Consider the following 22,780-nt stretch of genomic DNA (forward strand, 5'->3'; position numbering starts at 1 on the left):
CTTCGCTCCATCCCGAACGGCCTGCTCCGCAGGCCTGGGTGACCCCATTTCATGGGGTTCGGGCCTTCGGCCCGTTGGGCGGGTCCGCTCCGCTCCCCCGCCCTAGGCCTTTCCGGCTCCGCCTCCAGGCCCCAAGGCCCGGTCGCTGCGCTCCCCGGCCCGATGCCCGCTGCGCGGGCGGCCAGCAACAGGGAGGGGCGGGGACTCGGAACCGAGGGTCGCAGCGAGCAGACCGGCCCCCACTGCCCAAGGCCTTGACCACTCTCCCCTGCGGGTCTTGTCTGCTTCATTTTAAGATGAGGATGGACTCTGGAACCAGGCCCATGATCCACTGTGTAGGTCAGGATTTTGCTGGTTCAGCTTCACTGACCGGCGGCGCCTACCCGCCCAGATCCACAACGAGAACCGTGGCGTTGTCGGCGCGGCTTCCTCCATGCTCGATGGCGGCCGAGACCAAGGTTCGGGCCGCTCGCTGTGGGGGTCCCACAAGGTAGTTGGCCACGGTGAGTTCGGCGTCTTCCAGCGGCTCGTACGCCCCGTCGCTGGCCAGCAGGAGCCTGCCGCTGTTCGGAGCCGTAACTGATCCGATCGATACGTGGGGGCTGGTGTCGCCCAGGTAGGACGTGACGATGTTGCGGGAGTAGGGACCGGGATCCACGTCCATGTCGAGCAACTGCTGACGCCGGTTATGATCGGTCGTCAGTCGGCTCAGCTGCTCTGTCGTGGCCGGAAGTTGGTACGCTCGGGCGTCACCGCACCAGGCCACTTCCAAGTCCCTGCCGGGTGCTGCGACCGCCACGACCGCTACGGCTTTGGGCATGTACTCGGCGTACCAGTCGGCGCGGGCGAGTTCGGCCGCTCGCACGGCGTGGACGGCGCGCAGACCTACCGGGGCCCCGCAGTAGGCAGCGGCGCGGGCCAATCGCCGCGCGGCTGTCTGGGTCCAGGTCTGGACTTCTTCCGTGCTGCCGATCCCGTCGAGCAGGGCATAGGCACGGGTGCCGCGGTAGGTGTAGGTCGCGGTGGCGTCGCACTGGTGTGAGCGTCCGCCGATCAGCTGGGCAGTGGCGTGGATAGGCATGGTGACTCCTGTCAGAGGGGTGACGCGGGGGCGGGAGAGGCTCTCCCGCCCCCGTGAGGCCTGGTGGACGAATTGGGTGGCAGCTAGACGGACATGAGGCGGAAGGCGCGTTCCATCACGTCGTCGGCCGTTCCTGTGATCACTCGCTCGGCTCGGGCGGCATTCTTCAGTGCCGGGTTCGCTCCGCGTGCCGGGGCCACGTGGTTGGCGTACTCCGTGATCGCGTTGTAGCCCGCCCAGACGGTGCCCCGGATGCCGGCCTGTGTGTCCGCCTGCTCAAAGAGGTTGCGGATGCTGGCCCACCTCGTGTCTCGGTTGGTCTTCTTCCGAGCGCTGTCGCTGTCGGCCAGGGGCCACAGGGTGTCGACTACCGTGCGCAGTGCCGGGGTCGACATTTCTGCGTCCAGCATGCGCTGGGCCGCCTTCTCGAACTCCTCGGCGTACTTGAACGTCAAGCCGAGGGCCTGGCGGGCCTGGGCGATGCGTCCGCGTGCCCCCGAGGTGTGGCGGACGGTGTAGCTGCTTTTGGCGTCCCTCAGGGCAGCGCGAAGAGTGTTTGCGCACACCACGCGGACGGGTGTGACGACAATGCGAAACGCGCTGCTGCCGTCATGCGAGTTGAACGCCGCGATGTAAAGATCGACTGCGTCATCCCGGCCGATGGTCAGGGACTGAGGCAGCTTCATCGTCAGAAAGACCTGTCGGCCTTCCCGCAGCGAACCCGCCGTCTCGAAGTGCGCCCCTGATTCATCCACCAGGTAGTTCAAGAACTCGGCGTGCTCCTCGTTCTGTACCGGCGTGTAGTCGGGGCCGACCACTCCCAGGGTTTCCGGGAGCCCGGTCTTGGGATGGGTGCGTACGCTCGCCCGGTGGTTCGGCACGTCCAACAGGGTCGTGCCGTCGGCCGTGAGTTCGGTTGCATGGAGCCCGATCAGCCGGACGTTCCATCCGTCGAGGGCGGCCAGGCGCATTGCGTCCTCGGCGGTCAGGGCGTCGGCCGTCACGGTGCCCAGCCGGTGCCACGCACTCTCACGCGCGCTGACGAATGCAGCGGTACCGTCGGTGAACTGTTCGATCTCGTGTGCCATGAGGGTTTCTCCATCGTGTCTGACGCAGGCGTGTGGCTGAGAGGCTCAGCCCGCCTATGGATGAGGGAGTGGTGTCGGCGGGGCCGCTAGCGGCTCAAGTGAAGGCAGGGGGCGTCTTCGTAGCAGGCGCGCGGCTCCGGGGGGATCAAGTCGCCGGTCTCGTGGTCGACGGCGTAGGCGTTGCGGAGCCAGAGGCTGGTCAGTGGCTTGGCGTCTCCGTCGCTGATGCGCCAGCCCCATAGCCGGGCGGTGCCGTCGTCCCTGGGCGTGCGCAGGATGAATGCCCCGCCTGCTTCTGTTACGGCGAAGGTCGCCGTCATCAGTGCGTCCTCCAGCTCAGCGCCTACGCTGAGGTGCGTGACGGTTCCCTGGTTGTGGAAATGCAAGGAGAAGCTGAGGGGGCCGCCGCCACCGGTCAGGACGTGGCAGCCGTCACCAGCAGCGTCGAACAGGGCGTCAAGCAGCACCTTGGCGCGCTGTTCCAGTTCTCGGAATTGCCGGGAGTCCATAGGTGTCCTCGCTCTTCGGGTGTTCTTCGGTGGCGGGGATGCCACTCCCCCACGCCGGTCTACTGGTGGTCAGTCCTGCGGGGTTTTCGCATAAGCGGGGATGCGGGCCCGGACCTGGTCGGCGTCGATGCAGCCGGGGTGCCGGTACGGGGAGGGCGGGAGCCCGTTGCGGCCCCGCAGGTGCGACCAGTAGCGGTTGCCTGTCCAGCCGCAGAGCTTGCAGCGGAGCGCCCACGGGTTGTCTGAGCCGGGGTAGCCGCCGAGCGGCTCCCACAGGTATGCGGTCAGTCCTGTCAGGGCCTTGTGTGCCGCGTCGCGGTTGCGGTCGGTGTCGCGCATGCGGGGGTGCAGCAGCGGCACGGACCCGGCGGTGCTGGCGGGGACAGGATTGGTGGTCGACGTATCGGCCTGGGGTGTGATGCGCCCCGCGCGGAACTCCTCCAGGAGGTGCCTGGCGGCGGCGGCGCTGCCGGTCCGGCCGTCACCCTGGCGAATTGCTTCACTCGCTCCGGCCGGGATCGCAAGCCAACCGCCATGCCACCGGAAGATGCTGCCGATGTACTGGTCGTCGGCGAAGACTGGGTAGCGGCATTGGCTGTCAGCCTCGCCGATCCGGAAGCCGTTCGGGCTGTCATGGGTCGTGGTCATAGGTGTGGCCTCCTGCGGGCGGGCAGAGGCTGCCCGCCCGGCTACGGGGTGGGAATCCTGGTGATGCCGGGCGGCTGGCCGAGAGGACGCCAGTCGTTCCCCGGGCGGGGTCAGATGAGGGCAGGCGCGTCCACGAACGTGACACCGGGGTCAGGGTCCGTGTCGTCGCGGCCCTCGCTGATGCAGTGCGCAATGCGGCTCTGTGCAGCCGTGGCGGGGCGTGCGACCAACTCGCTGACCGCCCAGGACATGGCGGTTACCGCGCCGTGCGGATCCGTCGAGCGCAGGACCACCATCGCCATGGCTCCGTTGGTGGTCTGAGCCAGAAGGAAAGCGGTCTTCACCACGCCGTCTTCGGGGGTGGTCTCGTCTAGGACAGGGCCCGTGAACGTGCACTCGGCCTCGTCGGCCCGGTGGAGGCTCACCAGGACGACAGACAGCCGGTGGGTGCCTTCACCGGCCGCGCTGGCAATGGACCTCATGAGGGCGGCTGAGCGGCGCGCAAGGTTGGTTCGATCGCCGGGGCGGTCGGTGGGGGTCAGGAAGTGCCTCATGGGCGTGTCTCTTTCTGTGGTTCGTTATCCGGTCGGCCTGTGGGGCCGGGTGCCACTCCCGGCCCGGCAGGCGGGGGCGGTCGACTGGGGGAATCCGGCCGGCCGCTTCGTGGAACTCAGCGGGTGCGCTGCTGCGGGATCTTCGCGAGGCGCGTGAGATGCCCCTCGATCAGTTGCAGCGCCTGGTCTTCGGTCAGTCCGTGAGCTCCGCTGTCGGCCACGGTGTCGGTGCGGCCGGTGAACAGGACCGGGCCGAAGTACGGGGGCCCATCGGCCCGGAACACGCGCAGGACCTTGGCGGCCGGGCCGTTGTACGCAAGACCGTGCGGAACGGCGTCCTCGTCCACCCACATGGTCAGCTCCCCGCTCACAACGACAGGGCGGGCAAGCTGGCAGTTCAGCGCATCGGCTACCGCTGTCGTGGGGGTCCAGTCGGCGAGCTCGAACCAGCCGTCGGGCTGGACCATCACCGCGTAGGGCGCGGTCGCCTGCGTAGAAGTCATGGCTCTCCCTTGCGTTGGGATGGGGTTTATGGACCGGGGGGCTTGCCGCTTCCCCTACCGACAAGACAACTGTACAGCACTTGAGGCGAAATTTGAGGCTCTAGCTACCATCGAAAGAGTGAAGTAATCGCAGGTCAGACGCTGTTTTCTGCCCGGTGGGGGCGGGCAGTGGGGGCGGGGCCGGCCGCCCCTTAGGCGCGAAGCGCCGAGGGCAAGGGGCGAGGCAGCGCGAAGCGAGGGCGGTCTGGGAGCGAAGCGGACCAGGGCGCCCGGCTGCCGCGGCCCGCAGCGCGTGAGAGCGCGCAGCGCTCGGTCCGGGCGCAGCGCAGCGGAGACCGGCACGCGGCGCCTGCGGAGAGCGCGAAGCGCTCGATCCTTACGCGCTGCGCAGCGCGCGTAAGGCCGCAGGCAGGGGTGGGGGCGGCGCAGCGTAGCGGAGCCGCCCCCACCCCGCCGGCACCGGACCCACGACGCCCGCCCCCACCGGGCAGAAAAGCCTATGGGGCCATCGCATGGCTCAAGGCGTAGCTACCGCGGGCCCGTTGGGTGGGTGGCTTGAGCCGGCACCGGCAGGCAGGGCGCATCCCCGCGTCAGGGCTGGGCGGAATCGGTCTGCAGTTGCAGTGCGAGCGCGATGGCGGTGCGGCGGACTGGGGCCGGGAAGCCGAGTCGAACGGCGGCCTCCTCGGCGTCGAGCGCCGGCTCTGCTCGCAGCAGTTCCGCGATTCGTGCACCCCGCGCCTTGGCCAAGTGCTTCTGTGCCGTGGTGACCGAGACGCCCAGGACGTCGACGGCGTGAGCGGCCGTCACCGCCGGGTCGGCGTCAAGGAGCTCGGCGATGCGACCAGGCAGCAGATCGCGCGGCACCATGTCGCCCGATCCGGTCGGCCGGCCCGGGGGCTGCGAGGGCACTCCGCGGGACGCGATGAAGCGTTGCACGACGCCGCGGGGCCAGTGCTCGACCCTGCACACTTCCACGGCGTGGGGGGCGAGGCGTGGATCCTTCTTGTAGCCGTCCCAGCTCCGGGGCTGTACTCCCGCCATGGCGGCAGCTTCCTGGCGGTCGAGCAAGTCGTCGTCTGAGTCCTGCTGCGGCAAGACGGGCATTGTCCGGTGCGCCAGGTGCGCCTCAACCTGCCGACGGTCCCACAACAGGACCTGTGCTCCCGCCGAGCTGATCGGATCGGGGAAACCGGGCGCCGTATAGGGCTGAACCGTCCGGAACGTACCCCACTTCACACCCATGAGCTCAGCAAGGCCCTTCCGGTCCACCACGAACTCAGTACGTCCGGCACGGATCACGACTATCCAGCCTCTCTCAGACCACGGTCACGGTGGACGCCGGCTGGGCCGACGACAGACACTCCCCCATCACATGAGAGAACGCCCCTGTATCCGAAAAAGGTACCGCACTCAAAACGCGCCAGCCTACCAACGCCCCCACCGCCCGGACGCTATGCTCGCCTCGATGAGGCACGCGGGTTCTCTCGTGGTGTGTTCTTCGGTCGGCCGGCGCCCTTGCCACCCGCTCTCCAGCGGAAGTGGGCGTCGGCCACACTCATCTCTCCGCTCCTCGTGTCTGGCCTGAACAACTCCCCTTTCGGTCCTCCGCCCTATGCGGGCCAGCCGCCCTCCGAGGAACCGGCACACGCACCGACGTCCACCCTTAAGCGAAGAGCAGCCACAGCAGCGCAAGCTCCCCTCCCGCACCACCCGGCCGAAGGCCCTCCAGGCACTCCACGTCAGCACACCACCCCACCCCTCCAGACATATAAGTCCGCCCACTCACCGGTCAGCAAACGGCCCCTGACCAGGCAAAATGCAAAGCCGGCAGCAGTACCGCTTCCCCCTAGGCTTCCCCCCAGGCTTCCCCCTACATTTCCCCCCAGGCTTCCCCCTAGGCTTCCCCCCCGGCTACTGGCTTCAGAGCGGTAGCGTCGGACGCGGCGCCCGGCCGCCAGGAGCGCACGTGCTGATCTGATCAGCGTTCACGTCACGGCGTCTCCTGCCATGGACGAAGTCGCGCGAGCGGCACGTAACGGTGGCCGACGCCATCAGCCTTCACTCCCGCGCCCCCGGCATCGCCGCCGCGATGCACGGCAGCTCCGGCCGTTGTGTTCCAGCACGACGGCGAGGGCTCCCTGACGCGGCCGACCTATGCAAGGCCGCCGACGCACGCCAGGTCGCGACCCAGGCACTGGATGAGATCACGGTTCCCCGACTGCTGACCGGGGACCTATGGACAGTGACCACGACGCTCGCAGCCGCCCCGATCCCGACGACCTGCGGTGTCCTGTACATGGACCGCACCTGGTGGGGTGACCCGGAAGCGGACTGGACGATGCGGATGCCCTATGCCAAACGGGACGCGCGCCTAGCCTTCTTCGACTCCTACGGCCGCACCAAGGAGACCGAGGCCGTCGCGTGGTGTCGGCACGCGGGCAAGAGGTCTTCACGCTACCGTCGGCGAGGCCGACGCGAAGTGGCTACGCGAGATCACATCCGACTCCGCGGCTGGCCCGGACACGCGGTGGTCAGTGCGGCGGCGGTCTCACCGGCGTGAGAGTCGTCCGGGCGGACTCTCACCCAGCGTCCCCTTCGTGGTCCGGATGCAGCACGAATCTCCGGATCTCTTCCATGCCGGGGGCGTAGCCGTCGGAGGTGTCCACCAGCAGGTTCGGGGCGGTCAGGCTGATGGGGACGAACTGGTCGGGGTCGTAGATGCCGGACTCCATGTCGGCGAGCAAGGTCTTGTCACCATGGGCGCCCCGGTGGCTGTCGGTGTGGGCGCGGTCGGTGATGCGTTTGGTGATTGTCGAGGCGGGGGTGGTGCACCGGATGATCCGTAGGTCGGCGAACTCGGTGAGCGGCTCCAGGCCGGGGCGCCAGAGGCGGTCTTGGAAGGCGGCTTCGGCGACGACGGTTGTGCCCGCCCGGAGGAGTACGGCGATCGTCGCGAAGAATGCTTCCAGGGCGGGGATGTTGAGTGGGTCGTCGCCGTCGGCGTCGTGACCGGGGAAGTTCATGACCATGCCCTGTTTGATCTCGTCGCGCAGGATCGCGGGGCAGCCCAGGTGCTGGGCGAGCGCACGGGCGAGGGTGGTCTTGCCGGTCGCGGGCGGGCCGCTGACAACGGCCAGCGTCGGGCGGAGGTGCATGGGCGACTCCGAGTTCGTCGGGGCAGCTGGCGCGGGCCCTAAATTGCAGGTTGCCGTTTGCGGAGCCGGATGGCCATGAAGCCAGGCTGGTGGGTCAGTTTCTCGTGTTCGGCTGGGTGGTGGTGGGCCATCGAGGGAACTGGCTGGTGTTCGACGAGGCGGTCGAGGGTGAGACCGGCGGCGGTGAATTCGTCGAGCCAGGCTTGGAGGGGCTGGTGCCAGTAGCGGTGGGTCATGCCGTTCGTCCAGATCTCTTCGATGGAGCCGCAGGTGAAGTAGCTGCCGCCGCTGGCGAGCCAGTCGGCTGTGGGGTGGCTGGTCGAGATGATGAGCTGTCCACCAGGCCGAAGGACGCGGGCGAGTTCGCGCAGGGTGCGAATCCGGTCGGGGAGGTAGTGCAGGACCAGGACGAGCAGGACGATGTCGAAGCTCGCATCGTCAGCCCAGGTGAGGGGCTGGGTGAGGTCGTGCTGGCGGACTTCTGCGTGCGGGCCGAGGCGCGCACTGGCGAGGCGGACCATGTCGGTGCTCTGGTCGATGCCCACGACCCGGGCCCTGCGGGCGGCGAGCTCGGACAGGTACAGGCCAGGTCCGCAGCCGGCGTCCAGGACGTCGCGGCCGTTCACGTCGCCGAGGAGGCCCAGGACGGTGGGGCGGTCGTAGTGGCGTTGTACGCGCTGACGGGGCGGCCTCGCGGGCGAAGGTCTCGGCGAAGCCGTCGTACGGCGCGTCACCGGGCCGCATGCCTCACTTCCGATCGCAGGGCAAAGGCGCCGTGGTGCTGCCCGGCGGAGGCGGTCGGCGCGAAGGAGAACAGGCAGTTGAGGAGGCCGCGGTCCCGGGAGCGGCGGTCGGTGAACGTGGCTTGAAGTGAGCGGACCGCGTGTTCGTAGACGTGGGGCGGGATGCTTCGGCCTTCGGCGATAAGGGTGTCGAGGCACTGGTCGAAGCGCCGGAACCACTCTCAGTACTCCTCGGCGCGGCCGCTGGCGGCGGGCCAGCGGCCGTAGAGGAGGGCACGTGCCCGGGTGAACGGGGTGGGAGCGCACTGGTAGGCGCTGTGGACCGCGCCCGGGCGGGGAAACACTGCGACGAGGCGCGCCAGCGTGTCAGTGGCGGGGAGCCGTGCGTCGTTGTCGAAGAAGAACAGGTAGTCGCCCTTGACCTCGGCAGCGCCGATGTTGCGCCCCTCGGGGATGCCGACGTTCTCCGCGAGGCCGACGGTGCGGACTCCCGCGGGTACCTGTTCGGGGACGCAGCCGTTGCCGACCACGACGACAGTGCCGCTCTGTTACACCCCCTGGTCCGGGTGGTGCTGAAGACTGCTGCGGATGACGCGGTCGCCGAGGCGGAGAGCATTTGTGAGGTCGGCGCGCAGATTGGAGGGCAGGGCGCCGTTCCCCAGGGCGCAGGTGCGGATGAGGTCTTTGACGTTCCGCGTCTGCTGGTGTGTTGCGAGCGCGGTGAACGAGGGGCTGGCCAGGATTTCGCGGGCTGCGTAGCCGTCATGGGCTTGCATGGTGCGCCGGTAGAGGTCCTCGGTAATGCGGCGTGCGGCTGGATCACTGAGGGAGTCGATGGTGTCCAGGATGGTGAGGCCAAGGCGGATGTCGAAGACGGTCGTGCCGTGTCCGGGCTTGTGGTTGACGTAGTTGGTCACCAGCTCGGCAAGATGTTGGGTGACGGGGCGTCCGACGGCTTGGTGGCATAGGACGGTGAGGCAGGCGGTCACGGCCTGCTCCCACGGGTCCCCGGGCTCGGTTTCGATGAGGAGGGTGACGGTGCTGTCCGCTTCGCCGGTGGTGAGGGCGGCGAGGACGGCGACCTGACGGCCGTCGAGCATGCGTTTTCCGATGCCGTGGTGTGCCTTGAGGTGGTCCAGGGCTTCCTCCCACCGGCCGGCTGTGGTGAGGGTGCGGGTGCCGTCGGCGAGGATAACCCGCCACAGCCAGGCTCGGACTTCACGGCGGCCCATGGCGGCGGTGAGGCTGGAGGGCACGCTTACGCCCTCAAAGTGGGCGGCCGCACCTGTGCCCACGGCTTCGTACAGCCGCAGAAGGTGCTTGCGGCCGTCGTCGCTTTGTCCGGCGCGGATCTGTAGGCGGGCGAGGTTGACAACGGGTTCCAGAGCGCGGATCGCGCTCGTGGCGGGGAGTGGGCAGGCGTGGAGGTAGGCGGCGGCATGTTGATGGCACATCTTGCGGGCAAGGTCGGGAAGGCCCACATCGGAGGCGATCAGCGCGGCCTGATTGAAGACGGCTGAGGCCAGTCCCTGGTCGACGGTGCTGTGGGCGGTATCAGCCAGTGCAACGAGGGTTTGCACTCGGTCGGGCAGCGGGAGACAGGCAGGGCGGAAGCGCGCGATGAGCGGAAAGCGCCGGGCTGTCTGGCCGTGCGGGTCCATGAGCTTCTCCCGTGACGTGGTGGCTCGAACCGGGTGGGTGCCCGCCGGCCTGGGGCTGGCGGACACCACTGTCCTGCTGTCGGGGCGGCTACTGCCAGGCGACGACGATGCGGTTCAGCGGCGTGTCGATCGCGAACCTGCCGGGCTGCTCCTGGATGGCGGGAGCGTCGAGAGCCTGGATTTCGAAGGTGGCTTTCCGACCGCGGTACCCGCGGTCCCAGGTCTGCATCGCTTCGGCGACCTGAGTGGCGAGTTCTTCGCTTCCGGGGCCGTGGCCGATGACACCGAACTCCCAGAGCTTGCCACCCTCCGGGGACGTCTCGTGCGACAGGCGTCGGGCGAGGTAGGTGACGGCGCCTTTGTTGATGGCCGCAGTCGAGGACGGGTAGGGATCCTCGGTCAGGTGCGTGCCCTTCGCCGTCAGTGGGAACAGCATCCGGACGAGGCCGGAGGGAAGGGCGCAGGAGACGTAGAGCTCCATCCACTCCGGTGTTTCCATGGCCCGGAACGTGACGCCCGTCCAGTGCTCGATGCGCGGCTGCTCGAGGACTCCGGCCAATGCGGCGGCGTCGATGTGCAACCCGGCTGGGGCCTGGAGCCGGACGGTGCTGTCCATGCTGAGCGGGATCACGCGGCGGTCGTCGTCGGCGATGCCGCGCCGCAGCGGCATGAAGGTGTTCATCTCGCTGCCCAGAGAGACCCACCGGCCGTCGCGCTCCTCGTAGGCGATGGAGCGGGAGACGCTGCCCTTAAGACGCTGCGGGACGACGAGGCGGCCGCCGGGGGCGAGCTGGCAGAGCCAGGCGTGCGGGATGCCGTGGGCTCCGACGGTCGCGATAATCCGATCGTAGGGGGCGCCTTCGGCGTGGCCGAGTGCCCCGTCGCGGGTGATGGCTTCGACGTTGATGATTCCGGCGGCAGCCAGGTGTGCGCGGGCGCCTTCCACGAGGTCGTCGTCGACGTCGATGGTGGTGACGTGTCCGGATTCACCGACCATGTGCGCGATGAGGCCGGCGTTGTAGCCGGTGCCGGCGCCCAGCTCCAGCACCTCGTCGCCGGGTTGGGCTTCGAGCTGGTCCAGCATGAGCGCGACGATGCTGGGTTGGGAGGCGCAGGAGATGGGGGTCTTGCCGTCGGTGTCGAATTTTGTGTTCAGCGGAGTGTCGGCGTAGGCCTCCTTCAGCGGCGCGTCCGGCACGAACAGGTGCCGTGGCACATTGCGGAGGGCCGCTTCGGCCCCGGGGGTGCGGGCGTGGCCGTTCGCGCGGATCTTGTCGACCATGCGGTTGCGGAGCTGCGCGGCTTCCGGCTCGGACGTCGTGATCGTGTCGGTGTTCACCGCGCTGACGCTATCGGCGTTGGACTCGGCCTCGGCGGGAGACGCGTTGTTGTCACTCGATCCCATGACTACCTCTCGGGCGATGGTGGAGATGGCGTGCTGGTCGTTCAAGGGGAGGCCGGCGCGGTTGGCGTGGAAGATGCAGTGGTGCGCGAGGACCGCGCGCAGGCCCCGGGTCAGTTCGCCCCGGTGGGCGAGCTGTGCCAGGATCTGCCCGAGCTCCTCGAAGGCGGTCACCCAGTCGCGGTGGCCGTTCATGGCCGTCCCCGGTTCGGTGAGAGCGTGGGCGTTCGCGGTCATGAGGCGGCGCATCGCGGTGAGGTGTCGGGCGGTAGCCGGGGTAGTGCTGCCGGCGCTGGACGAGTGCGGGCGCAGGTCAGCGACTTTGTCCCAGACGTCGCCTTGCTCGTACCAGTCGAGTCCGGCGGCGCGCATCATCGCGCTGCACAGCAGTACGGCGGTCTCGCGCCAGCCGAGGTGCTGTCCGGTCGGAGCGGTGGCGTAGGTGAGGAGGTGGCGGCTGTCCTGGTGGAACAGGGTGTGTGCGGCGTCCATGGCTGCGCGGCCGCCGAAGGTGAAGGTTTCAGCCTCGTAGGTTCCGGGGGTCCAGTGGTCAATTTTCCCTGCGGCCATGAGTTCGTGGAGCGGACGGGTTACGGCAGGCGGGATTGGGGCCGGGCTGAGGATGCGCAGTGGCCAGGGCTGCTTGTTCATGTACCACCAGGCCTGGATGTGGCCAGAGTCTTCGGCGGCGGTGAGGGCGGGTCCGATAATGTCGCGGACTGCCTGCCTGCCGGTTGCCCGGTCGGTGAAGGTGATGTTGAGCTGGTACCAGTCCATCGGGTCCTCTCTGGTGTGGTGGTGTGTCATCAGGCGCTGAGCAGGCAGGTGTCCCAGCGCGATACGGTGTGGCCGCTCTCAGCGGCCAGTACGGCCAGGGCGACGCCTGCCGCGCCGTCGAGGAGCCCGGCACCGTTGCCGTCTGCGGATTGCAGGAGGGTGTCGGCTACGTGTTCTTGCGCTTTGGCGTCCGGTGGGGCGACGGCGTCGAGGAGTCGGGGGATGAGGGCCTTGAGCTGGTCGCGGGTTTCGGGGAGGGCGTCGGCGGCCGTGCGGGCGGTGAGGTGGGCCAGGCCTGCGTAGCCGTGGCACAGGGAGATGTCGGTGGTCGCAGCAAGGCGGGCGGAGTCGGTGAGAGCGGTCAGGAGCCCGGTCTCGGCGCGGTACCGGCCGATGTCGTCGTTGCGGGCGAGAGCGGCGAGTTGTTGGGCGCGGGCTTGTCCGGCAGCGCCGTAGCACCAGGAGGGGCGCGAGGGGCCCGCGGGTTGCCGTGCGCGGAGTTCGTCGCGGGTGATCCAGTACGGCCAGCCCGGTCCGTTGCCTTGCGGGGTGGCCCAGTGGTCCAGCCACCGGCTGATGACTCCGATGGCCGTGTGCTGTTCGTGGACCTCGATGCCCCGGAGCGTGGCGAGGGCCAGGAGACTAAGAGGTCCGGCGATGCCGTGTGCGACGCCGGCGTTGGCGTGGCCGCCGGGGAAGCGCTGGTCGAGGCGGCCGGAGGGGCCGGAGAGGGTCCACCAGCCGGGGAGCTTCTTTCCGTTGTGGGTGATCGGCCGGGTCAGGCGGACGAGGTAGCGGAGCACGCTGCGCAGGGTGTGGCTGCCAGGGTGGCGGCGCAGCAGGTAGGCGCCGTATCCAGTCAGGCCGCGGATTACGTCGTATTCGGCGATTTCCGGTAACTGGCTTTGAGTGATGCGGTGGTGGGCGGCGTCCAGGCGGCGTTCGGTGTCGGTGATGATCTGCTCGTCGAGTGCCTGCAGGGCGCGGCGGTAGGCGCCGGGCTGGTGCGCGGCGGCGCAGGCGAGGGCGTGTGCGAGGGCGGGCCCGCCGTGGAAGGGGTGGCTGTCGGCGCCGACGGTCAGCGGCGCGGCGGCGGCCGCGGTGAGCCAGTCGTGGGCGGGCTGCCACGGCGCCCGGCCGGTGGCGGCGAGCTCAATGTGGAGCAGGGCGATGCCGGGCATACCGCGGGCGAGGGACTGCTGCCAGCCCGCGTGGCGTCGGGCGACGGTCGGGGCGCTTTCGGGCCGGGCGAGACGGGTGCGGATCACGCGGACGAAGTGCTCGTTCTGCTCGGTCACATCGGCCTTCCGGTGGTGCGGGCGGTCCAGGCCAGGGCAGCGGCCCGCGCGAGGTACATACAGATCGCCTCTTCGGTGAAGTCGATACGGACAGCTCGCACGAAGTGGCAGTGAAGGAGGGAGACGAGGACGGCGTCATGGTCGATGCCCTCGGTGTGCGGGCCGGGGAAATGCCGGCGGTAGGCGGCCAGAGCGATGTCGCGGTTGTCCCAAGCGACTGTGATTGCGGATCCGCCTGGTTCCCTGCACAGGGCCGCCCACTGGGAGCGGGGATCGGCCAGACGGACGGCCTCGGCGTACTCATGCCGAGCTACCCGTGCGGGCGCGGTGGGGGGATGTGGTCGATGAGCCAGCGCATGCCCTTGGCAGTGCTGCCGTGGAAGGCGCAGGCGATAGAAACCGCGTGGGCGGCGGCCAGGGCACGCTGACTGGGACGGGTCGGCTGCCGGAGCTGGGTGAGCAGGGTGTGCGAATCGGCGCGGAAGACCTCTTCGGCCGCATCCCATGCAAGGTGGGCGCCCCAGCGACCGGTTTCCGGGTAGGAGGTGGGGTAGCGGATCTCGCGCAGCAGCCCGGCCTTGTTGAGCCCGGCGGCCCACGTGCTGACGGTATGGGCGACGTCTTGGAACGCCTCCGGGGTGGGGAGCGCGATGCGCAGGCGCAGGTGCTGGTCCGGGTCGCGGAAGCGTACGTACCACCACTGGGGCGATCCGAGCTGTTCGAGGAGGTCCGGGAGGTGACGAGCGAGGATCGTGTCCTGCCTGCGGATGTCGCCGTACAGGGCGGCCAGCAGAACGTGGGAAATGGCCGGGATCTGCGCACGGTCTGGGCGGATGATCCTGGCCGGGGTGGGCTGGGGGAGCGAAGGCCATCGAAAGGGTTCGCAGGCTTTGAGGGGGACGACGACCTCATGAGCGCGGCCGCCACACCATCCCGCCTCGTTGCGGGCTTCGGTGAGCAGGGCCGACTTACCCCGGTCGAGGTGTATACGGAGCAGAGCGCGGTGGGCTTCCACGTCCAGGTCGAGGGCGAGCCGGCGGTCGCCCTCAGTGAGGTAGATGTGCCGCGGCAGGCGGTAGCGCTCGCGCCAGACGGCGAACGCGGTCTCCCACGCGGCCCTCGTGGCGAGTTCGTGTGGTTCCAGCCGCCAACGGGCAGGTGACAGGACGGTGCGCCCGTACCGGAGGCGTGGCAGGAACGGCAGAGAACGAGCGGCGATGCCCCAGTCGAAGGCGGTGACCTGCGCGTACTGGGCTCGGCTGAGTTCGGAGAGGAAGCGGGCCAGTGGTGGGGCGTGGTGGCCGTGCAGGCTCAGGGCGTGCATGCCGACTGGTTCGACTCGGCGCCCGAGGGCGGGCGCGGCGAGGACCATGCGGGTGCCGTCGCAGCTCACGGCCAGGTCATCAACGCCCAGTGCCGCGTCCTGCGGCGGGCGGTACTCGCCCAGGCTGACCAAGGTGGACAGCACGCAAGGAGCACGGGTTACATGCGCCGTTTCCGGAGCGAGCGGCGGGTACGACAGTTGGACCGGAATCGTGTCGGGATCGCTGGTGGGAAGGTCGGCGAGCTGTGCGGCGAGCTTGGCCCGCCCGGCGTCATCCAAGACGCTCAAGAAACGGCCGGTGCCGACGCCGACGCCCCGGGAGACGCTAACGACCTCCAGCTCGAACACACCGCGCTCCAGCGCCGCAAGATCGGCGCAGTGAATCCGGACGTTCACCTCCAGATGCGGGGGTAACCGCGGAACGGGCCCTGTGTGCAGGTTGTCCAGCAGGGCCTGGTCGATGACCACTTCATCCGCACCGTCGAGTGCGGCGCCTTGGGCTAGCCGCAGGAGCGCCTCATCCCGCGCCGTCAACCGCGGCCGCAGCTCCGCGTCCGCGTCCTCCGCGTAGCTGTCGGGGTAGCCCACTCCACTGTCTGCGACCACATCCGCCACCGGCACCATCGACCCGAGTCCGAAACGCTCGTAGAAGCGCATGTGGTACGCCTTCCAGGCGGCGGACCCGTACGGGGCGGCGCTGAGGCGGGCCAGCGCCGCGGCCGCACGCTCCACCTCCTCGGCGACACTGCGCGGCAGGGCCAGCGAGGCGTCCAGCCGGAGATCCACCGCGAGGGGGTGCTGGCGCACGTGGGCGACACCGGCCATCCGGACAGCGGCGGCGTGCCGTGCCTCTCTCCCTTGGCTGAGCGGTGCCCCGTTGCAGGCGGTGATTTCGGCATGCACCTCGCGGAGCTCGCGGATGAGGCCGGCCACTTCCTCGACGTTCTCGGCGCCGATGGAATCCAACTGTGCCACCAGGCAGGCGAGCGCGTCGGTCTCCGTGCTCGGGGCCCGCAGCCCGGTCAGCAGGGCGCCGTGTCGCACCAGCGTGGCGAGGAGCCCCGTGACCACCTGTTCGCCGACCCTTGGGAAGTCGGCACGGAGCTTCGCGACGAGGTCACCGAAGGGGAGTGGTGTCCGGGCTCCGTCCAGAGCCGCACGGACCGGAGCCTTGTAGGACAGGTGGGCGTCCACGGCGCCGGTCTGGCCGCCACGGCGCTGCGGCTGGTGGGGGACGATCAACTGGTCTCCGCGGACCACGACGGTGTTGTTCGCGACGACGGGCAAGCGAGTGAGGAGGGCTGGGCACGCCTCCAGCCGACCGATGACGTCGGCGAGCCCTTCCGCTCCGGCGCGGACGACGGCTTGGTGCTCCGTGCCCCACTCCGCGCGCGCGGTCGCTCCGAAGGGGGCGACCGCCACGCCGGCGAACAGACCGAATGGTGTGGCTCGGCCAGCGGACCGCAGCAGGTAGCGGGAGACGGAGACAACTGCCCGGCGCAGGTCACGGCCGCCGGGCTCTTCGGCGGAACACAGGACGTCAACCTGACGTGCGAGGGGCGGGCTGGCGTGCCGAAGGCTCTCGGCGAAGTCGCTATCCGCCCACACGGCGCGAAGCCATTTCACCTGGTCGGTGATGGGGGCCGTGGGAGGCGGCCACGACGATACGGGAGGCGCTGGGCGGGCGGCGGCGCGGACGAGCGCCACGTCGCCGGATCGGTACGGGCGGGCCGGAGCGGTCACAACTACACCTCCGAAGAATTGGGCAAGGGGCGGCCGGTGCCGCCGCGGAGACCATCCGCGGCGGCACCGGCCCGTTGCGTGGGGCAGCGAGCTCGGTCAGTGGACGCCGGTGGTGCAGGCTCCGCAGGTGGAGCCGCAGCCGTCGTCGGTCAGGTTGACCATGCTGGCCGGGTCGGCGACCTCCACGAGCGTGACGTCGAGCTCGAAGTCGGTGGTCGCGGCGTTGGGCTGGTCCATGTTTTCCTCCTGGGTCGTGATCGGCAGTTTTCTCAGGCGACGCCGGGCGGGCAGGAACTGCTGGTGCACGTGGCACCGCAGCCGCCCTTCGAGGCGTCTCGCAGGACGACGGCCGGGGCCCTCTCCACCAGAGTGACGTTCAGGTCGAACGCCTTCTCGGGATCGGTCTTGCCCCCTCGTCATCATGGCTATCGGATGTCTCCTCTCAGGGTGATGGGCACTTTCTTGCCTGGCAGTGGCCGAGACGGTCTGAGCCAGGCCTTGCACCGCCGGCCGGTACATCACCGGCCGGCGGCAGTCCAGGGGCCCCGGCATCGCAGCGGGAGCGTGGAGCTTCACAGAGTTGCTCAGTCGCGGTGAGGCAGGGGCGGCGGTCCAGAGGGCCGGCAAGTCTGGGCGGCCGCCGACCGGCTCCCGCAGTGGCACACCACAGGCCTCGTACTGTTGGCGCAACCAATCCGGTCAGCCTTGTAAGCGCCGGCAAGGGAGGCGAGGCTCGCCCCATCGGCGTACTCCTCAGTGACCGTGGCCTGGGCAGCGAGTAGTACCTCGCGCGCTGCCTGCGCTTCGGCCGGACTGCGGCGCTTACCGGGTACGTGCACAGTCGTCTCTGTTCGATCCGTGATAAAGCGGCGTCAGCTGCGAGTGCCCGTCATTCGCGTGGAACCTAGACGTCTGCCGCTTGGTCATGGGCGGTCCGTCCCGCCGCGGGTTGTTGTCGAGGCCGCATTGCAGAGCAGACATGACCTCCAATCCGTAGTCCGGATCCTCCCAGACCTGGAAGGCAGGTAGCCGGGCGAGGCGGTTCGTCAGCAGGGGGCGCAATCGGTGGGCGTCGCCGTGGCCGCGCTCGGCGGCACCGTCGATGAGGTAGCGGAGGTAGGCCGCAGCTCCGTCACCTCCAAACAGCTGTGGGCCTCGGTAGCAGACGAGAGCTCCGGCCCGGAACCACGCGCCGGGATGGTCTGCCTTCATCGCCGTGTTCAGCCAGCCCTCAGCGCGCACCAGGTCTCCCCGGGCAAGCGCCAGCGATCCCATGCGGTAGCAGGAGTTAGCATGGCGGCGTTGCTCCCGCCCCGCCTCATCCGCGGGCAGTCCCGGTCCCCAGTCGCCATCGGGCCGGTCCCAGACGTCGGCATGCGGTGCCGGTTCCGTAAGCAGTCGCTCCATAGCACTCACCTCTGCTTCCGGCTGGTCCGTGTTGTCTTCACCGTGCTCGCACCCACTCCGGGGGGGTGTGCTGCCTCAGGGCCAGGCGGCCGGTCAGGATGCGCACCTCCGCCGCGGGATGCGGCTCATGTTCCAGGCTGACGGCTACGAGGGCACCGCCACCGCGTCGTGCCACCTGCGCCCAGACAGGGTCTGGGGCGAAGTGCAGGAGGTCGCGCGGATGGCCGTAGTCCAAGGCCCAGTAGCCGTTGATGTCATAGATGTACTGCCCGGTCCGTGGGAAGCGGTGCCCGTAGTTGAGGCGGAGCTGACCCGCGATGGCCAGCATCGCCGTGCCGACCACGTCATTTCGGGAGTGTGCGTGGGGATGGAAAAGGGTGACGACCGGCCATCCGTTGGTGGTGTAGTCGGTGTCGACACAGATCTCAGGGAGGAAGCCGGGGTCCGGCGGCGAGAACCTGGAACTGCTCATCGGGCGCCTGCTCCGGCCCCGGTCGACAGGCCGGCGCGCGGGGCACGGTGCGGCTGGACAACCTGTCCGTCAGGCAGCACCACGCCGTTGCCCAGCAGGCTCCAGCCCTGTTTCGGTTGGTGGGCAACGGTGCGTGCTGCGTCCCGATCGGCGGCGTCCGCCGAGGGGCACGGGATCCGGTGCTGGCACATGGCGCTCCTCTGGGGTGAGGCCCTCCGCCGGACGTGGACGGAAGAAGTGGTACGTCCGGCGGGAGGAGTTGAAGCCCGCGCCGAGGCCGCCTACGGAGTCCGCCGGCGGGGAGGCGCGGGACGATCATCGGGAAGGGGGCTCGAAGGGCGCGACAACCTCAAGGAGGTCTTCGGCCACACGGGCCAAGCTCCAGAGGTAGGGGCGCAGCAGCTCAGGATCGCAGGGAGGTTCCTCGCTGAGGGCCCGCAGCCCTCGGGTCACAAGGGATATGAGTGCGGTTGGCTCGGCCTCGATACTGGGGACCCCAGCCAGCAGCCGCTCCAGGCCAGAACACAGCCGGCTGGCGAGAGTGTGTGACTCACACTCGTCGAGCACGTGGTCCGGCTCGAAGACGCGGTTGAGGTCCTCACAGATCGCATCCAGCACACTGGGCGGGACCGGCAGCCTCATCGCCTCCAAGACCCGCGTCAGCGTCTCGGTGCTGGAATCACAGCCGGATAAGGCCGGCAGAGTGTCCGCCGTCATCGTGGGTCCCCCACCCTGACGAGCGGAAGGGTGCACCACAGACCGGCGTTGTCGCTGGTCACCGACCAGTCGTCCGCGACCCGGGAGACCAAGTGCAGGCCACGGCCGCTCTCGTCGACGTCCGCGGCGCCCTTAACCTCCACACCGTCCACGTATCCGCTGCGGACCTCGATACAGACGTACCGCTCGGTCAAGTAGAGACGGACCCGAACCGTTGTACCGGCGCCGTGTTGGAATGCGTTGGTGACCAGCTCGGACACGAGGAGAACGGCGTCGTCCGTGAGGTCGCGGAGGCGCCACACGCCCATGCAGGCGGAGGTGATACGCCGGGCTTGCTGCGGGCGACGAGCGTCCGAGTCGTACTCTCCGGTCCGCTCGAAGCAGGCTTCCGCCCGACGGAGAATCGGCAACGAGTTAGGCACCCCGATGCGACTCAGCACGTGGGACTGAAGCGGTGGTGTGGCGATCGACATGGTGCAGGCCTCCGTGCTTACGGGGAGCGAGAGTTGACCATCAGTCACCAGTGATCATGAAATGATGCACCGTCAAACCTTGTTGCTCTGCGAGGATGCACCTTTGACACCTAGGTGCGCAACCAGGTCACCTCAAATCGCAGAATGCGAATCCTTGTTCCCGTCGACGATTGCAACCCAGGGAGGGCACAATGCAACCCGTGGGACCCAACTGCGCACCCACAGGTGGCAGATCGTCACCCGAAGGGAGAATGAGCGCGTGCCAAATCAGAGGGCCAAGCCCACCCTCCGCAGACGAAGGCTTGGCGGACTCCTCGCCGACTGCCGCAACAACGCGGGGCTGAGTGGGGAGGAGGCGGCAGCCCGGATGGGCTGGCACCACACCAAGCTCTCCAAGGTCGAGAACGCCCGCGCGGGCGTCACCCCCAAGGACATCGACCTTCTGATGTCCACCTACGGGGTCACGGACACGAACTTGATCTCTGCCCTCCAGGGGCTCGCCAAGGACGCAGCCAAACAGGGGTGGTGGGCGACCTACGGGGACGTCGTCGCCAATCCGTACCGAGACTACCTATCCCTCGAGAGCGACGCCATCGGCATCCGCTTCTACGGCGGACACCTGGTGCCGGGCCTGCTGCAGCGGCCTGCGTACGCTAAGGCCATCATTACCGGCACGGCCATGCCGCCCAGAACACCTCAGCAAGTCCAGGCTCTGGTTGATGTGCGCATGGCCCGCCAAGCCGTGCTCTCCCGCACGGACCGGCCGCCCCTCAAGCTGCGCGCCGTCATCCACCAGTCTGTGCTTCACCAGGATTTCCGCGGCGACCCGTCGATCATGCTCGACCAGCTCAACCACTTGCTCTACATGTCCGAACGCACAAACATCACGATCCAGGTCATGCCGACGGCCGCTGGCGCCCACCCCGGCCTGCTCGGCCTGTTCAGCGTGGTGGATTTCGAGAACCCGTGGCCTACCGTCGTGCAGCTAGAGAACATTCTCGGCGGCACGTTCGTGGAAGGCACCGCAGACGTCCAGCAATTCGATGATGCCTTCGAGGGAATCGTCGCAGATGCCCTTTCCGTGGATGCCTCCCGGAAAGAAATCATGAACCGCATAGAGGAGATCCGGCGATGAGCCCCAACCCGACCCGCACCACGACCTTCAACGGCGTGACACTGCCCCCCGCCCAATGGCGGAAGTCGTCCCGCAGCGGCGGCAACGACAACTGTGTTGAGATCGCCGACTTCCGCGCCACGAAGCACGCTGGCGTCGCCATCAGGGACTCCAAGGTCCTGGAGGGGCCTGCCCTCATGGTCTCGCCAGCCACTTTCCTGGGCTTCGTGCAGCACGCTGCCGACGGTGAAGTTTCGGTCTGAGCCACATCCTGTCGATGCCGGGCGCCCCCAGCCCGTAGCAGGGGCAGCCCGGCTTTCGTACACCTTGCACCCGCCCGGGCTGCTACATACCCACGTCTTGTCCGCGGGCCTGCTCGCCGCCGTCCCGGATCACGATGGCGGAACCCTCGTGTCATCCACGAGTTGGATGAAGGCGGTCGGGTGGGTGCCGTACAGCCCGGCCCACTTCCTGTACCCCCGCTCGGCGAGCGGGAGCGAATCCCCTTCACGGGTGAGCGCTGGGCCGCTCACGCCGTAGCGGAGCACCATTCGGAAGTCGGTCATCCCACCGTGTCCTCGCCGGCGCCGATGCCATAAATCGGGACCTTGGCAGAGGGGTCCCCTTCAGCGGCCAGGACCGGCCGGACGTAGACCGCCCGCGGGAGCGGGGAACCATTCTTCCACCGGTCGGCTTCCTGGATCTTCGGGTCGGTCACCCGGGCCTCGGCAAGATCGGTCACGCCAGCGGCACAGCCCCTGCGACGAGACGGGACGCCCATCGGCGACGAGCCCAGCCACCTTTAACCACAGCTTCACGCGCTCGTTCACCGTCTGACCTCGCAGGTACTCACCGCGCTTAATCGCGGTCTTCTCGCGGAACCCGGTCGCGGGACGGCCGCCGGTATGCAGCTGCGAGAAGGGAGGCCCTCTCACCTTCGCCGGGGTCGGCGGTCTCATGGCCACCTGCTCCTCCTCTCTCTCCCAGGCCGCCGTAGCCACCGGATATACGACCGAGAGTGTCAAGTCGGCCTACTCCGTGATTAGGCTCGATTGCCGCCACGGCGTCCACATGCCCATCACCAACGTCGTCGCCAAGATGCTGCACGGCAAGGTCACTGTGGACCAGGCCGCCGCCCTGCTCATGGGACCGGCTCCGAAGCAGGAGCGATAGGAGGCTTGACCCCACCGAGCCCCTCGGAAGGCGTCGTCAGACCGTCGGCGATCCCTTGTAGTCGTGGTTTTGGTAGCCGTGCCCGTCCTTGTGCCAGTCCAGGTACAGGACCGCGTCCGCGTACGCTCCGCTCCCGGCTTGGTGGCTGATCGTCGGGGTGCGGTAGTGGCCGTCCCGGTCACCGCTGGACGTGGCTTCCTCCAGCCGGTCCTTGAGCTGGAAGTCGCGTTCTGTCACCACGGGGTCGGTGCCCTCCCGGGAGGCCATGATCTTGAGTCTGACCTTGGCCCCGTCGAAGATCGTCGCGTTGGTGGCGGCGTAGAAGTGCGGGCCGTCCCACGTGAGCTCCGCGTAGGCGTAGACCGTGGATCCGGAGCGGGCGGCGCACGTCTGGATCTTGATGTCCCAGTTGTCGGGGGCGGGGCCGCTGTATCCAGCGTCGTCGATCGTCTGGGTGCTGGTCGAGCAGCGGTAGCCGAGTGCCGCGGCCGGGGTCGCGGTGGCGGCGGAGGCCGTCCCGGAGAGAACGGCGAGGGCCGCCGCAGTGGCCAGGAGCGGGAACTTGTTGGTGTTCACGGCCCATCAAGGCCGCCCATGGCCCAAGCGATACGGGCCAGCCCCGAAGGCACCCCGCACGGGGGACGGCCCCCGACAGCTGTCCGGTTACGTCCCCACTCACCGGCCGTAGCGGTGACTGAGACCCGCTGCCAGTGAGTTCCCTTCGGGGCGGTGACTGGGGATCGGTGACGTCACCACGAGACCGGTGAGTTTCGGGCGGCAGGGCTGTGACCTGCGGTGGGGAGGTGGTGGTGAGTCACCGGTGACTCACCACCACACCCGGTTCCCAGCCGTGATGGCGGGGGGGGGGGGGTGGTGTGGGGGGCCGGGGGGGTGGGGCGCGGTTGGGGGGGGGAACAAACCCCCCCCCCGCTAAA

General features: G+C 68.8%; 26 protein-coding genes. 2 read left to right on the forward strand and 24 right to left on the reverse strand.

The features are described from left to right. Positions 1 to 379: 379 nt before the first annotated feature. The 21 genes from ACIA6C_RS32620 to ACIA6C_RS32720 form a co-directional block, all read right to left on the reverse strand. Positions 380 to 1,081, reverse strand: a complete 702-nt coding sequence (locus ACIA6C_RS32620; RefSeq protein ID WP_399281303.1) for a PP2C family protein-serine/threonine phosphatase — start codon at positions 1,079 to 1,081, stop codon at positions 380 to 382. Positions 1,082 to 1,164: 83 nt separating this feature from the next. Beyond that, on the reverse strand, positions 1,165 to 2,169 hold the full coding sequence (locus ACIA6C_RS32625; protein ID WP_399281304.1) for a DUF932 domain-containing protein: 1,005 nt from the start codon (positions 2,167 to 2,169) through the stop codon (positions 1,165 to 1,167). An 86-nt stretch (positions 2,170 to 2,255) separates the two neighbouring features. Continuing rightward, the gene (locus ACIA6C_RS32630) at positions 2,256 to 2,678 is read right to left on the reverse strand and encodes a hypothetical protein (RefSeq protein ID WP_399281305.1); all 423 of its coding nucleotides are present in this window, start codon (positions 2,676 to 2,678) and stop codon (positions 2,256 to 2,258) included. 69 nt (positions 2,679 to 2,747) lie between these two features. Further along, positions 2,748 to 3,326: a hypothetical protein gene (locus ACIA6C_RS32635; RefSeq protein WP_399281306.1), complete on the reverse strand. Its 579-nt coding sequence runs from the start codon at positions 3,324 to 3,326 to the stop codon at positions 2,748 to 2,750. A 110-nt stretch (positions 3,327 to 3,436) separates the two neighbouring features. Further along, positions 3,437 to 3,880 (reverse strand): hypothetical protein, encoded by a 444-nt coding sequence (locus ACIA6C_RS32640; RefSeq protein WP_399281307.1) that lies wholly within the window; start codon positions 3,878 to 3,880, stop codon positions 3,437 to 3,439. Positions 3,881 to 3,996: 116 nt separating this feature from the next. After that, positions 3,997 to 4,383 carry a DUF3846 domain-containing protein gene (locus ACIA6C_RS32645; RefSeq protein ID WP_399281308.1) on the reverse strand — a complete coding sequence of 129 codons (387 nt, stop codon included), beginning with the start codon at positions 4,381 to 4,383 and terminating at the stop codon, positions 3,997 to 3,999. A 591-nt stretch (positions 4,384 to 4,974) separates the two neighbouring features. Then, a complete protein-coding gene (locus ACIA6C_RS32650; RefSeq protein WP_399281309.1) occupies positions 4,975 to 5,685 on the reverse strand; it encodes a hypothetical protein in 711 nt (236 codons plus the stop codon). Positions 5,686 to 6,965: 1,280 nt separating this feature from the next. After that, complete coding sequence (locus ACIA6C_RS32655) at positions 6,966 to 7,541, reverse strand: AAA family ATPase (RefSeq protein ID WP_399281310.1); 576 nt, start codon at positions 7,539 to 7,541, stop codon at positions 6,966 to 6,968. A 38-nt stretch (positions 7,542 to 7,579) separates the two neighbouring features. Continuing rightward, positions 7,580 to 8,275 (reverse strand): class I SAM-dependent methyltransferase, encoded by a 696-nt coding sequence (locus ACIA6C_RS32660; protein ID WP_399281311.1) that lies wholly within the window; start codon positions 8,273 to 8,275, stop codon positions 7,580 to 7,582. A 230-nt stretch (positions 8,276 to 8,505) separates the two neighbouring features. After that, positions 8,506 to 8,814: a glycosyltransferase family 2 protein gene (locus tag ACIA6C_RS32665; protein WP_399281312.1), complete on the reverse strand. Its 309-nt coding sequence runs from the start codon at positions 8,812 to 8,814 to the stop codon at positions 8,506 to 8,508. Between the two features lie 18 nt (positions 8,815 to 8,832). Further along, positions 8,833 to 9,945, reverse strand: a complete 1,113-nt coding sequence (locus ACIA6C_RS32670) for a hypothetical protein (RefSeq protein WP_399281313.1) — start codon at positions 9,943 to 9,945, stop codon at positions 8,833 to 8,835. A gap of 88 nt (positions 9,946 to 10,033) precedes the next feature. Beyond that, positions 10,034 to 12,124 (reverse strand): methyltransferase, FxLD system, encoded by a 2,091-nt coding sequence (gene fxlM / locus ACIA6C_RS32675; RefSeq protein ID WP_399281314.1) that lies wholly within the window; start codon positions 12,122 to 12,124, stop codon positions 10,034 to 10,036. 29 nt (positions 12,125 to 12,153) lie between these two features. Next, positions 12,154 to 13,422 carry a lanthionine synthetase C family protein gene (locus ACIA6C_RS32680; protein ID WP_399281315.1) on the reverse strand — a complete coding sequence of 423 codons (1,269 nt, stop codon included), beginning with the start codon at positions 13,420 to 13,422 and terminating at the stop codon, positions 12,154 to 12,156. A 310-nt stretch (positions 13,423 to 13,732) separates the two neighbouring features. Further along, positions 13,733 to 16,489 (reverse strand): lantibiotic dehydratase, encoded by a 2,757-nt coding sequence (locus tag ACIA6C_RS32685; protein WP_399281316.1) that lies wholly within the window; start codon positions 16,487 to 16,489, stop codon positions 13,733 to 13,735. Positions 16,490 to 16,585: 96 nt separating this feature from the next. Beyond that, a complete protein-coding gene (locus ACIA6C_RS32690; RefSeq protein ID WP_399281317.1) occupies positions 16,586 to 16,726 on the reverse strand; it encodes an FxLD family lanthipeptide in 141 nt (46 codons plus the stop codon). Positions 16,727 to 16,758: 32 nt separating this feature from the next. Then, complete coding sequence (locus tag ACIA6C_RS32695) at positions 16,759 to 16,869, reverse strand: hypothetical protein (protein WP_399281357.1); 111 nt, start codon at positions 16,867 to 16,869, stop codon at positions 16,759 to 16,761. Positions 16,870 to 17,311: 442 nt separating this feature from the next. Beyond that, entirely contained in the window at positions 17,312 to 17,896 is a 585-nt protein-coding gene (locus ACIA6C_RS32700) for a hypothetical protein (RefSeq protein WP_399281318.1), read from the reverse strand. 37 nt (positions 17,897 to 17,933) lie between these two features. Continuing rightward, a complete protein-coding gene (locus ACIA6C_RS32705) occupies positions 17,934 to 18,368 on the reverse strand; it encodes a hypothetical protein (protein WP_399281319.1) in 435 nt (144 codons plus the stop codon). Then, positions 18,365 to 18,559 carry a DUF5999 family protein gene (locus ACIA6C_RS32710; protein ID WP_399281320.1) on the reverse strand — a complete coding sequence of 65 codons (195 nt, stop codon included), beginning with the start codon at positions 18,557 to 18,559 and terminating at the stop codon, positions 18,365 to 18,367. Before ACIA6C_RS32710 ends, ACIA6C_RS32705 begins: the two co-directional genes overlap by 4 nt. Positions 18,560 to 18,683: 124 nt before the next feature. Next, complete coding sequence (locus tag ACIA6C_RS32715) at positions 18,684 to 19,085, reverse strand: hypothetical protein (protein WP_399281321.1); 402 nt, start codon at positions 19,083 to 19,085, stop codon at positions 18,684 to 18,686. Further along, a complete protein-coding gene (locus tag ACIA6C_RS32720) occupies positions 19,082 to 19,558 on the reverse strand; it encodes an ATP-binding protein (protein WP_399281322.1) in 477 nt (158 codons plus the stop codon). Before ACIA6C_RS32720 ends, ACIA6C_RS32715 begins: the two co-directional genes overlap by 4 nt. Positions 19,559 to 19,817: 259 nt before the next feature. On the opposite strand from ACIA6C_RS32720, the gene ACIA6C_RS32725 reads away from it, so the two are divergent. Both ACIA6C_RS32725 and ACIA6C_RS32730 read left to right on the forward strand, forming a co-directional pair. Next, positions 19,818 to 20,693: a helix-turn-helix domain-containing protein gene (locus ACIA6C_RS32725; RefSeq protein ID WP_399281323.1), complete on the forward strand. Its 876-nt coding sequence runs from the start codon at positions 19,818 to 19,820 to the stop codon at positions 20,691 to 20,693. Then, a complete protein-coding gene (locus ACIA6C_RS32730) occupies positions 20,690 to 20,935 on the forward strand; it encodes a DUF397 domain-containing protein (protein WP_399281324.1) in 246 nt (81 codons plus the stop codon). The genes ACIA6C_RS32725 and ACIA6C_RS32730 overlap by 4 nt, the downstream gene beginning before the upstream one ends. A gap of 129 nt (positions 20,936 to 21,064) precedes the next feature. Here ACIA6C_RS32730 and ACIA6C_RS32735 read toward each other — a convergent pair whose 3' ends face one another. The 3 genes from ACIA6C_RS32735 to ACIA6C_RS32745 form a co-directional block, all read right to left on the reverse strand. Next, entirely contained in the window at positions 21,065 to 21,238 is a 174-nt protein-coding gene (locus ACIA6C_RS32735; RefSeq protein WP_399281325.1) for a hypothetical protein, read from the reverse strand. Continuing rightward, positions 21,235 to 21,414: a hypothetical protein gene (locus ACIA6C_RS32740; protein ID WP_399281326.1), complete on the reverse strand. Its 180-nt coding sequence runs from the start codon at positions 21,412 to 21,414 to the stop codon at positions 21,235 to 21,237. Before ACIA6C_RS32740 ends, ACIA6C_RS32735 begins: the two co-directional genes overlap by 4 nt. Before the next feature lie 467 nt (positions 21,415 to 21,881). After that, positions 21,882 to 22,421, reverse strand: coding sequence for a hypothetical protein (locus tag ACIA6C_RS32745; protein ID WP_399281327.1), 540 nt, complete (start codon positions 22,419 to 22,421; stop codon positions 21,882 to 21,884). Positions 22,422 to 22,780 lie beyond the last annotated feature (359 nt).

The sequence above is a fragment of the Streptomyces sp. NPDC051578 genome, from assembly GCF_044454045.1.
GTDB lineage: Bacteria > Actinomycetota > Actinomycetes > Streptomycetales > Streptomycetaceae > Streptomyces.

Excerpts from the sequence above, each read along its gene's own strand:
- ACIA6C_RS32620 (WP_399281303.1), bottom strand. The coding sequence starts at position 1,081 with ATGCCTATCCACGCCACTGCCCAGCTGATCGGCGGACGCTCACACCAG.
- ACIA6C_RS32625 (WP_399281304.1), bottom strand. The coding sequence starts at position 2,169 with ATGGCACACGAGATCGAACAGTTCACCGACGGTACCGCTGCATTCGTC.
- ACIA6C_RS32630 (WP_399281305.1), bottom strand. The coding sequence starts at position 2,678 with ATGGACTCCCGGCAATTCCGAGAACTGGAACAGCGCGCCAAGGTGCTG.
- ACIA6C_RS32635 (WP_399281306.1), bottom strand. The coding sequence starts at position 3,326 with ATGACCACGACCCATGACAGCCCGAACGGCTTCCGGATCGGCGAGGCT.
- ACIA6C_RS32640 (WP_399281307.1), bottom strand. The coding sequence starts at position 3,880 with ATGAGGCACTTCCTGACCCCCACCGACCGCCCCGGCGATCGAACCAAC.
- ACIA6C_RS32645 (WP_399281308.1), bottom strand. The coding sequence starts at position 4,383 with ATGACTTCTACGCAGGCGACCGCGCCCTACGCGGTGATGGTCCAGCCC.
- ACIA6C_RS32655 (WP_399281310.1), bottom strand. The coding sequence starts at position 7,541 with ATGCACCTCCGCCCGACGCTGGCCGTTGTCAGCGGCCCGCCCGCGACC.
- ACIA6C_RS32670 (WP_399281313.1), bottom strand. The coding sequence starts at position 9,945 with ATGGACCCGCACGGCCAGACAGCCCGGCGCTTTCCGCTCATCGCGCGC.
- fxlM (WP_399281314.1), bottom strand. The coding sequence starts at position 12,124 with ATGGACTGGTACCAGCTCAACATCACCTTCACCGACCGGGCAACCGGC.
- ACIA6C_RS32690 (WP_399281317.1), bottom strand. The coding sequence starts at position 16,726 with ATGGACCAGCCCAACGCCGCGACCACCGACTTCGAGCTCGACGTCACG.
- ACIA6C_RS32700 (WP_399281318.1), bottom strand. The coding sequence starts at position 17,896 with ATGGAGCGACTGCTTACGGAACCGGCACCGCATGCCGACGTCTGGGAC.
- ACIA6C_RS32705 (WP_399281319.1), bottom strand. The coding sequence starts at position 18,368 with ATGAGCAGTTCCAGGTTCTCGCCGCCGGACCCCGGCTTCCTCCCTGAG.
- ACIA6C_RS32710 (WP_399281320.1), bottom strand. The coding sequence starts at position 18,559 with ATGTGCCAGCACCGGATCCCGTGCCCCTCGGCGGACGCCGCCGATCGG.
- ACIA6C_RS32715 (WP_399281321.1), bottom strand. The coding sequence starts at position 19,085 with ATGACGGCGGACACTCTGCCGGCCTTATCCGGCTGTGATTCCAGCACC.
- ACIA6C_RS32720 (WP_399281322.1), bottom strand. The coding sequence starts at position 19,558 with ATGTCGATCGCCACACCACCGCTTCAGTCCCACGTGCTGAGTCGCATC.
- ACIA6C_RS32730 (WP_399281324.1), top strand. The coding sequence starts at position 20,690 with ATGAGCCCCAACCCGACCCGCACCACGACCTTCAACGGCGTGACACTG.
- ACIA6C_RS32735 (WP_399281325.1), bottom strand. The coding sequence starts at position 21,238 with ATGACCGACTTCCGAATGGTGCTCCGCTACGGCGTGAGCGGCCCAGCG.